An 11,964-nucleotide genomic window follows, 5' to 3' on the forward strand; every position below is an offset into this window, starting at 1 on the left:
GCCCTCCGACTGCGGGGGTCGGTCGCCGCTGCCGCGCCGACCGCGGAGGCCACGCCGCTCCTCGTGCTCCTGCCGTCGCTGGGAACGACCACGGAGTTGTGGGACGGGGTCGTCGCCGCCTTCGCGCGCTCGGCCGACCGCCCGCGCGTCCTCCGCGTCGACCTCCCCGGACATGGGGCGTCGCCGGCGGCCCGGGGCGCCTTCACCGTCGGGGACCTCGCCCGGGGCGTCCTCGACGTGGTCGAAGAGGTCGGGGGCGGCGCCTTCCACGTCGCGGGCGACTCCCTCGGCGGTGCGGTCGCCCTCGAGCTCGCCCTCACGGTTCCGGAACGGGTGCGCAGCCTGACGATGTTCTGCTCAGGTGCGGCGATCGGCACTCCGGAGGGATGGGCGCAGCGCGCCGCGCAGGTCCGCGCCTCCGGGACCGCCTCGGTCGTCGCCGGCAGCGCCGAGCGCTGGTTCGCGCCCGGCTACCTCGACGCCCACCCGGACGGACCCGGCGGACAGGCGCTCCGGACGCTCCTCGACATCGACGACGAGTCGTACGCGCTGTGCTGCGAAGCGCTCGCCGCCTTCGACCGCCGCGCGGACCTCGGGGCGGTCGGCGCTCCCGCGGTCATCGTCGCCGGCGCGCACGACGCCGTGACGACGCCCGCCCTGATGCGCGAGCTGGCGGCCGGCATCCCCGGCGCACGGTTCGCCGAGCTTCCGGACGCTGGCCACCTGATCCCGCTGGAGGACCCCGAGGCCGCGGCGGACCTGCTGCGGACGGCCATCGCCGACCCGGGGACCGCCGAGGCCGGGATGCGGGTGCGCCGGGCGGTGCTCGGCGACGCCCACGTGGACCGGGCCACCGCGGCGATCACCCCCGAGACCGCCGCCTTCCAGGACTTCATCACCCGGTACGCGTGGGGCGAGGTGTGGTCGCGCCCGCAGCTGTCGCGCTCGCAGCGGTCGATCGCGACTCTCGCCAGCCTCATCACCGGCGGCCACGAGAACGAGTTCCGGATGCACGTGCGCGCCGCCCTGCGGAACGGCCTCACGCGCACCGAGATCGCGGAGGTCGTGCACCACACCGCGCTCTACGCCGGTCTGCCGGCCGCGAACAGCGCGATGGCGGTCCTGCGCGAGGTCTTCGCAGAGACGACTTCAGAACAGACGGAGGAGCCGAATGGATAAAACGTACGAGTCGGCGGCGGACGCCGTGGCCGACATCCCGGACGGCGCCTCCCTCGCCGTCGGCGGCTTCGGCCTGTCCGGCGTGCCGATCGTGACCATCCGCGCTCTGCTGGCGCGCGGGGTCGGCGGCCTGGAGGTCGTCAGCAACAACTGCGGCGTGGACGGCTGGGGGCTGGGCGAGCTGCTCGCCGCCGGCCGCATCCGCCGCGTGATCGCGAGCTACATCGGCGAGAACAAGGAGTTCGCCCGCCAGTACCTCGGCGGCGAGGTCGAGGTGGAGCTGACTCCGCAGGGCACGCTCGCGGAACGGCTGCGGGCGGGCGGCGTCGGCATCCCCGCGTTCTTCACCGCGACGGGAGCGGGCACCGCGGTCTCCGACGGCGGGATGCCCATCCGCTACGCGCCGGACGGCTCGGTCGCCGAGGCCAGCGCGCCGAAGGAGCTGCGTCCGTTCGACGTCTTCGGACACGCGCGCGAGTACGTGCTGGAGACTGCGATCCGCACCGACTTCGGCCTCGTGCGGGCTGCTGTCGGCGACCGCCACGGCAACCTCCGGTTCGAGAAGTCGACGCGGAACTTCAACCCGCTCGCCGCCATGGCCGGGCGCATCACCATCGCCGAGGTGGACGAGCTGGTCGAGCCCGGGGTGCTCGGCCCGGACGACATCCACCTGCCCGGCATCTACGTGGACCGGGTGGTCGCGCTGACGCCCGAGCAGTCCGCCGACCTCCCGATCGAGAAGACCACCGTCCGCACCCGTCCGGAAGGAGCCTGAGGATGCCGCGCACCCGCGACGAGATGGCCGCCCGCGCCGCCCTGGAGCTGGAGGACGGCTCGTACGTCAACCTCGGAATCGGGCTGCCCACGCTCATCCCGAACCACCTGCCCGACGGCGTGCACGTCGTGCTGCACTCGGAGAACGGAATCCTCGGCGTCGGCCCCTACCCGTGGGAGGGCGAGGAGGACCCGAAGCTCATCAACGCCGGCAAGGAGACCGTGACCGTGCTCCCGGGCGCGAGCTACTTCGACTCGGCCGCCAGCTTCGGGATGATCCGCGGCGGCCGCATCGCCACCGCGGTGCTGGGGGCCATGCAGGTCTCCGCCACCGGCGACATCGCCAACTGGGCCGTCCCCGGCAAGATGGTCAAGGGGATGGGCGGCGCGATGGACCTGGTGAACGGCGCCGAGCGCGTCACCGTCGTCATGGAGCACGTCGCGAAGGACGGAACGCCGAAGCTGGTGGAGCAGTGCACCCTCCCGCTCACCGGCCGTGGATGCGTCGACCGCATCATCACGGACCTCGCGGTCATCGACGTCACCGATGACGGCCTGGTGCTGCGCGAGCTCGCACCGGACGTGACCGAGCAGCAGGTCGTCGAGGCCACCGGGGCGCCCCTGACCGTCGCGCTGGAGGCCGTCGATGCCTGAGCTGCGCGAGGTCGTCATCTGCTCGCCGCTGCGCACACCGGTGGGCCGGATGGGCGGCGCGCTCGCGCCCGTCCCCGCTCTGGCGCTGGCGGAGATCGTGCTGCGCGCGGTGCTGGAGCGGACCGGCGTCGATCCGGCCTCGGTGGAGGGCGTGATCGGCTCCCAGGGGTACCCGACCATGGAGGCGCCCGCGTTCGGGCGCGTCGCCGCGCTGAACGCCGGCTTCCCGGTGACCACGACCGGCTACCAGCTGGACCGTCGCTGCGGCTCGGGGCTGCAGGCGGTCATCAACGCGGCGATGGAGGTGCAGACGGGTGCGAGCGACGTCCTGATCGCCCTCGGCGCCGAGTCGATGTCGAACGCGCCGCTCTACACCGAGCAGGGGCGACGCGGGCTGCCGCCCGGCGGCCTGCTGCTGCACGACGCTCTCGCGCGCGGACGCGAGACGGTCGGCGGACGCAACTTCCCGACGCCGGAGGGCAATGTCGGCTCGGCGGAGGAGATCCGTCGCCGGTACGGCATACCCCGGGAGGCGCAGGACGCGTACGCGCTTCGATCGCACCAGCGCGCGGTCGCCGCCCAGGAGTCCGGAGCGTTCGACGCGGAGCTCGTGCCGGTGACCGTGCCCGGCCGACGCGGCGAGGTCGTCGTCGACCGTGACGAGCACCCCCGCGCCGATACGACGCTCGAGGCGCTCGCCGCACTCCGGCCGATCCTCGGCCGCGACGACCCCGACGCGACCGTCACGGCCGGCAACTCCAGCGGACAGAACGATGCGGCGGCCGCCGCGATCGTCACCACGCCGCAGCACGCCGCCGAGCTGGGGCTGACGCCGCTGCTCCGCCTCCGCTCGTGGGCTGTGGCGGGCAACGACCCGGCGATCTTCGGCGTCGCGCCCGTCCCCGCCGCGAACCGCGCCCTCCAGCGCGCCGGCATAGCCTGGCCGGACCTCGACATCATCGAGCTCAACGAGGCGTTCGCCGTGCAGGTGCTCGCCTGCCTGGCGGACTGGGGCATCGACGCGGAGGACCCGCGGGTGAACCCGCGGGGGAGCGGCATATCGATCGGGCATCCCATCGGGGCCACCGGGCTCCGGATGCTCGCGACGCTCGCGCACGAGCTCCCCGCTCTCGACGGGACGCTGTCCCTCGAGACCATGTGCATCGGCGGCGGGCAGGCGCTCGCGGCGGTGTTCGAGCGGGTGTGAGCGGGGCGACCCAGAGGCGTCCTCAGCGCCGTCCCGGTCAGAACCCGGCCGGCTCCCGCGGCGTGTAGGCGGCTTCGAGCCGGGCGACCCCGTCATCCGTCAGCGCGAGCTCGAGCGCGGCGACGGCGTCGTCGATGTGGTGCGGTTTCGTCGCGCCGACGATCGGCGCCGTGACCGCGTCGCGGCTCGCGACCCACGCGAGCGCCACCTGCGCCATCGGGACGTGCCGTTCGTCGGCGATCGCGGCTACCGCGTCCACGATCGCGCGGTTCGACTCCTCCTGGGCGCGGTACAGCGTCTTGCCGAACTCGTCCGTGTCCGCGCGGCTGCCGGAGCCGGGCGCATCCCACGGGCGGGTCAGCCGGCCACGCGCGAGCGGGCTCCACGGCAGCACGCCGACACCGGTCGCCCGGCAGAACGGGTGCATCTCCCGCTCCTCCTCGCGGTCGAGGAGGTTGTACTGGTCCTGCATCGACACGAACTTCGTCCAGTGGTTCACCTCGGCGACGCGCTGGAGCTCGGCGAACTGCCACGCCCACATGCTCGACGCGCCGATGTAGCGCGCCTTGCCCGCCTTGATGACGTCGTGCAGTGCCTCCATCGTCTCCTCCATCGGGACCGTCGGGTCGAACCGGTGGATCTGGTACAGGTCGACGTAGTCGGTTCCGAGCCGGGTGAGCGACGCGTCGATCTCGTGCAGGATCGCCGCCCGGGAGAGACCGGCGCCGTTGCGCCCGCCGCGCATCCGCTGGAACACCTTGGTGAAGATCTGCACGTCCTCTCGCGGACCGAGCTCCGCGAGCAGGGCGCCGGTGAACTCCTCGCTGGAGCCGAGGGAGTACACGTTCGCCGTGTCGAAGGTCGTGACGCCCGCCTCGAAGGCCTTCCGCACGAACGGACGCGCCTCGTCGATGCCGACGCTCCACGGGTGACTGCCGCGTCCGGGGTCGCCGTAGGACATCATCCCGAGGACGAGCCCGCTGATCTCCAGGCCGCTGCTGCCGAGTCGAACCGTGCGCACGGGGTCCTCCGATCGTCGGGATGGGTGTGAACCCGACTCTATGCCTCCCGCAGGATGCGCTCGGTCACACGTGAGCAGAACCGCAGGTCACGAGGCGATCGAGGTCATGCTTCCGCGGCCGCCGCTGCGCCCACCTTGTACCGCGCACCGCGGTGTGACGCCGGCAGACGGTCGCCCGCGCCGTGCAGCTTGTTCCGGAGCGTTCCGGGTGCGTACTCCTCCGGGTAGGCGCCGCGCTTGCGCAGCTCCGGGATGACGAACTCGACAATGTCCTCGAAGGTGCCGGGGGTGATCGCGTAGGCCAGGTTGAAACCGTCGACGTCGGTGTCCTCCACCCACTCCTGGAGAGTGTCGGCGACCTCGGAGGCCGAGCCGACGATGAAGGGGCCGAGGCCGCCGATCGCGCCGTTGCGGCCGATGTCGCGGACCGTCCACTCGCCGCCGTCCGCATTCGGCCGCTGGAAGTTGGAGACCGCCGACTGGATCGCGTTGCTGTCGACGTTGCCGATCGGCTCGTCGAGGTCGTACTGGGACAGGTCCACGCCCATCCACCCGGACATGAAGACGAGCGCACCCTCGTCGCTCGTGTACTGCAGGAAGTCCTCGTACTTCGCCTGCGCCTTTTCGCTCGTCTCGTCGGTGATGATCGTCAGAAGCGTGTAGATCCGCGCCGAATAGCGGTCGCGACCGGCGGCTTCGAGCGCGTCGCGGAGCTTGCCGACGGTGGCCTTCAGGCCCTCCTTCGTGGAGGCGGCGACGAAGATCGCCTCGGCGTTCTCGGCCGCGAAACCGATCCCGCGCTTGGACGCGCCGGCCTGGTAGATCACCGGGGTGCGCTGCGGGCTCGGCTCCGACAGGTGGATGCCGGGGACCGTGAAGTGCTTTCCCTTGTGCCCGATCTCGTGCACCTTCGACGGGTCCGTGAAGACGCCGGACTCGCGATCGCGGATGACGGCGTCGTCCTCCCACGACCCCTCCCACAGCTTGTAGAGCACCTCCAGGTACTCGTCGGCGTGGTCGTAGCGGTCGTCGTGCTGCAGTTGGTCGTCGTGGCCCATGTTCCGTGCGGCGGAGGGCAGGTATCCGGTGACCACGTTCCAGCCGACGCGGCCGTTGGTGAGGTGGTCCAACGTCGACATCCGGCGGGCGAATGGATACGGGTGCTCGTACGCGGTGCCGGCGGTGATCCCGAAGCCGAGATTCTCGGTGACCAACGCCATCGCCGAGACCAGCAGGAGCGGGTCGTTGACAGGCACCTGGGCGCCGTGCCGGATCGCGGCCTCGTTGCTGCCGCCATAGACGTCGTAGGTACCGAGCACGTCGGCGATGAAGATGCCGTCGAAGGTGCCGCGCTCGAGCAGCTTAGCGAGCTCGGTCCAGTAGGTGAGGTCCTTGTAGCGCCAGGCCTGGTCCTCGGGGTGACGCCACATCCCGGAGGACTGGTGGGCGACGCAGTTCATGTCGAAGGCGTTGAAGCGGATCTGGCGGGTCATGCAGACCAGCATGGGAGGCCGCCCGGAGAGAGCGCACCCGCTCCGTCATGCGGCGTAACGCGAATCCGACCCTGCGGGGCTCGCGCAGGTTGCCGCAGCGACGATAGCGTTCGAGAAGGCGAGACGACCGGAGGAGGAGCGGATGAGCGACACCGACAGCGGGGGATTCGAGTACCCGGATGAAGCCGGCTACCCGGACGGCACCGGGACGCTGAGCGAGACGCAGCAGGTCCTGGTCGACGAGGTCGCGTCGGACGCGGAGATCGGTCCGGGCATCGAGTTCTACGTCGAGGACAACGAGCAGACCCGCACGTACGACGCCATCAGCGGCGACACCCTCCTCGGCGGGATCACGTACTCGCGCCAAGGGGACGAGGTGACGCTGATCGCCACGTCCGTGTTCCCCGAGTTCCGCGGACAGGGCGTTGCGACTGCACTCGTGCGCCGGGTACTCGACGCGCTGCGTGACGAAGGGCTCAGCGTGCGCGTCGAGTGCCCGATCGTCAAGACGTTCGTCGACGGGCACCCCGAGTACGCATCGCTGGTCGTGCGCGACTGACGGCGGTCCTCGCTACTGCAGCGGGGACTGCCCACAAAGAGTCCACCATCTGCGCATCATGTATGACGCCTTTCTAAATCTGCGCGCCATTCGTACACCGCTGCGTCACGTTCGCGTGTCCTGTGCGTCTCATTGGGTGACGGAGGTTCTCTCCGTCTTCGATGATGAACGACGGGAGGTGCTTCATTCGTATGAAGCAGCGATTCGTGATGGTGGTCGCTGTGGCCGGTAGTGCTGGTGTCCTCGGGGCCTTACTGACAGGGTTCGCGGCGAAGTCGACAGATGAGACGAAGGCAGCGGATGCCGTGGCGGCAGTGCAGCATGTCGCGCCGGCTACCTTGTCGAATCTGGCCGCGACGACGTCCAATTCCACTGAGGCGGCCAAGGCGAACCTGGATGACGGATCGGTGGTGCTGGTGTCCGAGAACGCGTCATCTGGCGTGAAGCTGGAGACCCCCGGAACGGGCTCGGATGTGACCATCGGGCTGCCATTCGCGGGCAAGGCCAGCAAAGCCGTCCGCTCACAGAAGGCTGGGGTGGTGGTCTATAACAACAAGAACGGGTCCTCCACTGTCCCCGTCGTACATAAGGACGGCCGGGTGCAGATCAGCACCGTCATCGACAACGCCAAAGCACCCAAACGGTACGACTACCCGATTGAGGTTCCAAGCGGGGCCTCGCTCGTCCAGTCGCCTCAGGGTGTCATCGCCATCGTCGCTGGCGACGGAGCACCGCTGCGTGTGTTCGGCAACGCATGGGCAAAGGACGCCCACGGAAAAGCTGTACCCACTCACTACGAGATCGTGGGAAACACCCTCACCCAGGTGATCGACTTCACCGAGCACACCGCCTTCCCCGTCGTGGCCGATCCCTCCACGAGCGCGTACTCCTACAACTGCGTGCTCACCAATGGCAGCAGCTACTTTCTCAAGCCAGGCACACCGCTGACCATGTGTAAGGGGTCGCGCCTCCAGATGTACTACAACGGCCGGGTGGCCTACACGTATTACCTCAAACTCAACGGGCAGCCGGGCAACCCCAAGCGAGCGAGCTTGGACTGCATCATCGCCATCGCCGGGGCGGCTGCTGGACTTGTCAGCACGACGTCGGGGATTGCCGTATGGGCGACGTTGTCCTCGATCTACGGCATAAAAGCGTGTATCGCCTAGAAAAGACGTCCACATGACTACCACCTCACGCGCACGCCGTTGGTCCGCACTCTATGTCGCGATGTGCGTTCTCATCGGAATCGTGATCACGAGCATCGCCGTCCAGATCATCCTCGGAATCGGAAATCACGGTGATCTGGCGCGCCTGATCGATCCCGTCACGTTCGGCACGCTGTCTGCCTTCTTCGTCGTCTTCGGCGTCTACAACGGAAAGAAGGGCAAGCCCGTTCAAAGCGTCGGAGGCTACATCGCCGCCGGATGCTGGGCGATCTACACGGCGCTTCTCATCGTGGGGGTTATGTAACATCCACAGGAGCCGCCTGATGATCCCAAACGGCTGGCCAAGCGTCGCTGGTCGTGCGCGACTGACGGCAGTCCCCGCTACTGCAGCGCTCGGTGGTACGCCTCGAGCACGGGAGGCACGCCCTCGGTCAGCATCTTCTTGCGGACGTTGCCGAGTAGCTTCGACATCGCGTAGCCGCCCACGCCGGTGAACCCGCTGTGGTGCCAGGTGAAGCGGGTGCCGTCCGGAATCTCTTCGAGGAGGTAGGTCACGTCGGTGACCTCGTCCGAGTCCTCGTCGCCCTTCCATGTGTAGTGCAGCGAGCGGGGCGCATCCACCGCGATCACCTCGCAGTAGACGACGCCGGCCCACCCCATCGTCGGCTTGCCCACGAATCGGAAGCGGGTGCCCGGCACGGCGGCGAAGCCCTCGGGTCTGCCTCCCCGCCCAGTGGTGGTCCACCGGGCGACCTGTTCCGGCTCGGTCAGCACCGCCCAGACCTCATCGATCGGGTAGGGGTAGTCACGGACGATGGTGTATTCGGTCACGGGCTCTAATCTACCTAACGATAGGTAGATTATCTACCCCGCAGTAGGTAGGCTGGGAGCATGGAGACTCGACGTCGTGGCGGACGCACCAGGGAGCTGGCGCAGCAGGTCGCCCTGCGGCTGTTCACCGAGCAGGGCTACGAGGCCACCTCGTTGCGGCAGATCGCCGACGAGCTCGGCATCAACAAGGCGTCGCTCTACTATTACTTCGACGGCAAGGAGGCGATCCTCCGATCCCTCCTCGACCAGCGCGGAGACGAGGCCGAAGAACTCGTCGCATGGGTTCGCGATCAGCAGCCGGAACCCGCCCTCGTTGCAGCCGCGGTGTCCCGCTGGGTGGACTCGTTCACCGCGGAGAAGCTGCAGGGCATCCGGTTCCTGGCGGCGAACCCGCGACTGCTGGCCGGTCTGACGGGCGACGGCGAGACACCGCGCGCCGCTTCAGGGCTGTCCCGGCTCGCGGACGAGCTGAGCGCCCTACTGCCGGACCGCACGCCGGAGGATCTGGTCGTCCTCCGCATGGCCCTGCTCTCGATCAACGCCGCCGTGCAGGCCGCAGCCACCACGAGCGCGGACGACGCCGCGATCGTCGGCGCCGCCCGTCGCGCAGCGCGCATCCTGACCGATGACCTGGTGGGCGGTCGGTCTCGATAGGGTTCGGTGTATGTCAGGCCCGATCGACGTCACCCTGAGGCCGCGCACCGAGGCGGACCTCGATGTGCTGTACGCCATCGCCTCCGATCTCGGAACGTGGGACGAGCGCACCCCGTCGATGCCGTCCCCGCTCACCCGCGACGCGTACGAGAGGCGCCTGGCCCAGCTGGACGGCGGCCCGGACAAGAGCGTGAGCTTCGTCGTGGAGGTGGACGGCGCGGCGGTCGGCAGCGTGTCCCTGTTCTCGTTCGATGACCTCGCGCGCCACGCTGAGGTCGGGATCGCCCTCCTTCCGGAGGCCCGGGGGAGGGGGGTCGGCACGGCCGCGATCCAGCGCATCGTCGAGTTCGCCTTCGTGCGCTGCAACCTGCGTCGTGTCCACCTGCAGGCGATCTCGTCCAATCAGGCAGCGATCCGGGCCTACGAGAAGGCCGGGTTCGTCCTGGAGGGGCGCCAGCGCGAGCACGCCTGGGTTCGAGGCGGGTACGAGGACATCGTGGTGATGGGCCTGCTGCGGTCGGAGTGGCGCGTGGGCAGGGCCGGCTAGGACGCCGGCTGCAACGCGGCGATGGCGTCCTCTTCGCGGGCGACGACCAGGCCGCGTGAGCCGTCAGCCGACTCGGCGAGCTGCGTCAGCCACGCGCGGTTCAGCGCGGGCGTGCGCGAGCCGTCGAAGTGGAAGACGACGTTGCTCGTGGGGTTGATCCACACGCTGGTGCGGCCACCGCCCGCCGACTGGGTGTCCTTCCAGCTCAGGGCGAAGCTCTGACCGTGGCGGAGTTTGTTGATGATGACGACGTGCAGATGCGCGAGCATGCGGTCGTCCATGGTGAACTCGTGGTTCTCGTAGCTGAGGAAGCCCATCGTGTTGCCCTCCTGGATCGGTCCGGAAGGGGGCAAAGATCGTGCCAATCGAAGCTTCACGTCTACCGGAGGGTGTTCTTCGAGTCTGCCTGCATTCGGGTGGCCGCGTCTACCGGATGGAGGGGACTGTCAGGCGTGGAGGAGGGAGCTGTCCACCACCGTGAAGTCCTGAGACGCCTCGGCCGCCGCTTCCGCCTCGGCCAGCTCGAAATACACGCCGACCACCATGGGCGTGATCTCGTGCGGGATCATGACGACGTAGACGGTGACATCCATCTCCTCACCGTCCTCCTCGATCGTCCGACCGCACCTGGTTGACACACCCGGACGCTGGTGGGGGCGTCTCACGCACGCCGGAAGCGGTGCGCGGCGGGGCAGTCGAAGGGGTCGCGGGCGGCGAGTCCGACGCGGTTGAGGTAGCGGATGACGATCCGGTAGGAGTTCACGAGCCCGGTCTCGGTGTACGGGATGTCGTGCACCGCGCAGTGCTCGCGCACGAGCTCGCGTGCCCGGCGAAGGGCGGGCCGGGGCATGTTCGGGAACAGGTGGTGCTCGATCTGGTGGTTGAGCCCGCCCATCAGGATGCTCATTCCGTGCCCGCCGCGGATGTTGCGGGAGGTCAGAACCTGCTTGTTGAGGAAGTCGACGCGCGATCCGGCCGGCAGGAGCGGCATCCCCTTGTGGTTGGGGGCGAACGAGGCGCCCATGTAGACGCCGAACACGGCGAGCTGCACCCCGAGGAAGGCGAACGCCATGCCGACCGGCAGCATCAGGAACACGATGGCGACGTAGACGGAGAGCCGGAGGCCGATCGCGACGAGTTCGCTGCCGCGGCGTTCGACCGGTCCCCGCGCCAGCAGCGACCGGACGGAGGTTATGTGGAGGTTGACGCCTTCCAGCAGAAGCAGCGGGAAGAAGAGGTAGCCCTGCCTGCGCGTGATGACGGCGAGCAGGCCGCGCTGGCGGGCGGCGTCCTGTTCGGTGAACGAGATCGTGTCCCACGCGATGTCCGGGTCTTTGCCCGCGGTGTTGGGGTTGGCGTGGTGCCGCGTGTGCTTCGTCATCCACCACTGGTAGCTCATCCCGACCAGCCACGTGGCGATGAGCCGTCCGGCGCGGTCGTTGACGGGTCCGGAGGCGAAGACCTGCCGGTGGGACGCCTCGTGGCCCAGGAAGGCGAACTGGGTGAAGATCAGCCCGAGGGCGGCCGCGATCAGCAGCTGGAACCAGGAGTCGCCCAACAGGATGAAACCCGCCACCGCGCCGCCGAGGCCCACGACGAGGGCGGCGAACACCCCGATGTAGAAGCCGCGGCGCCGTTCCAGGAGTCCTTCGCCGCGGACGCGGCCGAGCAGCTCGTTGTAGGTGCTGGTCACCGCCGGGCGGTCGCCAGTGCGAGGCTTGGTCCGCAGGACGGGGCCGAGGGTGGGTGCGGTCATGCTGTCCTCCGCGGGTGCGACGACTTCCCAGCCGAGGATGTGGGCAAACGCCCGAGATGTTCTCAGCGTAGGCGCGCTAGCTGGGTGTTCGTCGGTCCCTTGAGGTTCGGGCGCGAGTAC

At 69.2% G+C, this 11,964-nt stretch carries 14 protein-coding genes; 9 read left to right on the top strand and 5 right to left on the bottom strand.

Annotated elements, in window-relative coordinates:
* The first annotated feature begins 9 nt into the window (after positions 1–9).
* From A0130_13740 to A0130_13755, 4 genes are read left to right on the top strand one after another with little or no spacing between them, the layout of a single operon-like run.
* A complete protein-coding gene (locus A0130_13740) occupies positions 10–1,179 on the top strand; it encodes a hypothetical protein (protein ANF33449.1) in 1,170 nt (389 codons plus the stop codon).
* On the top strand, positions 1,172–1,954 hold the full coding sequence (locus A0130_13745) for a succinyl-CoA--3-ketoacid-CoA transferase (GenBank protein ANF32590.1): 783 nt from the start codon (positions 1,172–1,174) through the stop codon (positions 1,952–1,954). Before A0130_13740 ends, A0130_13745 begins: the two co-directional genes overlap by 8 nt.
* Positions 1,955–1,956: 2 nt before the next feature.
* The gene (locus tag A0130_13750; GenBank protein ID ANF32591.1) at positions 1,957–2,607 is read left to right on the top strand and encodes a succinyl-CoA--3-ketoacid-CoA transferase; all 651 of its coding nucleotides are present in this window, start codon (positions 1,957–1,959) and stop codon (positions 2,605–2,607) included.
* 1 nt (position 2,608) lies between these two features.
* Positions 2,609–3,814, top strand: coding sequence for an acetyl-CoA acetyltransferase (locus tag A0130_13755; GenBank protein ANF33450.1), 1,206 nt, complete (start codon positions 2,609–2,611; stop codon positions 3,812–3,814).
* Positions 3,815–3,851: 37 nt separating this feature from the next.
* On the opposite strand, the gene A0130_13760 is transcribed toward A0130_13755, so the two are convergent.
* Both A0130_13760 and A0130_13765 read right to left on the bottom strand, forming a co-directional pair.
* Positions 3,852–4,835 (bottom strand): alcohol dehydrogenase, encoded by a 984-nt coding sequence (locus A0130_13760; GenBank protein ID ANF32592.1) that lies wholly within the window; start codon positions 4,833–4,835, stop codon positions 3,852–3,854.
* Between the two features lie 104 nt (positions 4,836–4,939).
* Complete coding sequence (locus tag A0130_13765; GenBank protein ID ANF33451.1) at positions 4,940–6,328, bottom strand: 5,10-methylene tetrahydromethanopterin reductase; 1,389 nt, start codon at positions 6,326–6,328, stop codon at positions 4,940–4,942.
* A gap of 142 nt (positions 6,329–6,470) precedes the next feature.
* On the opposite strand from A0130_13765, the gene A0130_13770 reads away from it, so the two are divergent.
* From A0130_13770 to A0130_13780, 3 genes are all read left to right on the top strand, one after another.
* Complete coding sequence (locus tag A0130_13770; protein ANF32593.1) at positions 6,471–6,887, top strand: hypothetical protein; 417 nt, start codon at positions 6,471–6,473, stop codon at positions 6,885–6,887.
* Positions 6,888–7,048: 161 nt separating this feature from the next.
* Positions 7,049–8,056, top strand: coding sequence for a hypothetical protein (locus A0130_13775; GenBank protein ANF32594.1), 1,008 nt, complete (start codon positions 7,049–7,051; stop codon positions 8,054–8,056).
* 13 nt (positions 8,057–8,069) lie between these two features.
* A complete protein-coding gene (locus tag A0130_13780) occupies positions 8,070–8,360 on the top strand; it encodes a hypothetical protein (GenBank protein ID ANF32595.1) in 291 nt (96 codons plus the stop codon).
* 77 nt (positions 8,361–8,437) lie between these two features.
* Here A0130_13780 and A0130_13785 read toward each other — a convergent pair whose 3' ends face one another.
* Positions 8,438–8,887, bottom strand: coding sequence for an ATPase (locus A0130_13785; protein ANF32596.1), 450 nt, complete (start codon positions 8,885–8,887; stop codon positions 8,438–8,440).
* A gap of 60 nt (positions 8,888–8,947) precedes the next feature.
* On the opposite strand from A0130_13785, the gene A0130_13790 reads away from it, so the two are divergent.
* On the top strand, positions 8,948–9,541 hold the full coding sequence (locus A0130_13790) for a hypothetical protein (GenBank protein ANF32597.1): 594 nt from the start codon (positions 8,948–8,950) through the stop codon (positions 9,539–9,541).
* Positions 9,542–9,551: 10 nt separating this feature from the next.
* On the top strand, positions 9,552–10,088 hold the full coding sequence (locus A0130_13795) for a hypothetical protein (GenBank protein ID ANF32598.1): 537 nt from the start codon (positions 9,552–9,554) through the stop codon (positions 10,086–10,088).
* Here A0130_13795 and A0130_13800 read toward each other — a convergent pair.
* Positions 10,085–10,405 (bottom strand): hypothetical protein, encoded by a 321-nt coding sequence (locus tag A0130_13800; protein ID ANF32599.1) that lies wholly within the window; start codon positions 10,403–10,405, stop codon positions 10,085–10,087. The genes A0130_13795 and A0130_13800 overlap by 4 nt on opposite strands.
* A 344-nt stretch (positions 10,406–10,749) precedes the next feature.
* Positions 10,750–11,844, bottom strand: coding sequence for a delta fatty acid desaturase (locus tag A0130_13805; GenBank protein ID ANF32600.1), 1,095 nt, complete (start codon positions 11,842–11,844; stop codon positions 10,750–10,752).
* Positions 11,845–11,964: the final 120 nt, after the last annotated feature.

The sequence above is a fragment of the Leifsonia xyli genome (genome assembly GCA_001647635.1).
Lineage (GTDB): Bacteria > Actinomycetota > Actinomycetes > Actinomycetales > Microbacteriaceae > Leifsonia > Leifsonia xyli_A.

What these genes read in the sequence shown, in the direction of transcription:
- A0130_13790 (ANF32597.1), top strand. Translation starts at nt 8,948, where the DNA reads ATGGAGACTCGACGTCGTGGCGGACGCACCAGGGAGCTGGCGCAGCAG.
- A0130_13745 (ANF32590.1), top strand. Translation starts at nt 1,172, where the DNA reads ATGGATAAAACGTACGAGTCGGCGGCGGACGCCGTGGCCGACATCCCG.
- A0130_13800 (ANF32599.1), bottom strand. Translation starts at nt 10,405, where the DNA reads ATGGGCTTCCTCAGCTACGAGAACCACGAGTTCACCATGGACGACCGC.
- A0130_13780 (ANF32595.1), top strand. Translation starts at nt 8,070, where the DNA reads ATGACTACCACCTCACGCGCACGCCGTTGGTCCGCACTCTATGTCGCG.
- A0130_13775 (ANF32594.1), top strand. Translation starts at nt 7,049, where the DNA reads ATGATGAACGACGGGAGGTGCTTCATTCGTATGAAGCAGCGATTCGTG.
- A0130_13805 (ANF32600.1), bottom strand. Translation starts at nt 11,844, where the DNA reads ATGACCGCACCCACCCTCGGCCCCGTCCTGCGGACCAAGCCTCGCACT.
- A0130_13765 (ANF33451.1), bottom strand. Translation starts at nt 6,328, where the DNA reads ATGACCCGCCAGATCCGCTTCAACGCCTTCGACATGAACTGCGTCGCC.
- A0130_13750 (ANF32591.1), top strand. Translation starts at nt 1,957, where the DNA reads ATGCCGCGCACCCGCGACGAGATGGCCGCCCGCGCCGCCCTGGAGCTG.
- A0130_13770 (ANF32593.1), top strand. Translation starts at nt 6,471, where the DNA reads ATGAGCGACACCGACAGCGGGGGATTCGAGTACCCGGATGAAGCCGGC.
- A0130_13795 (ANF32598.1), top strand. Translation starts at nt 9,552, where the DNA reads ATGTCAGGCCCGATCGACGTCACCCTGAGGCCGCGCACCGAGGCGGAC.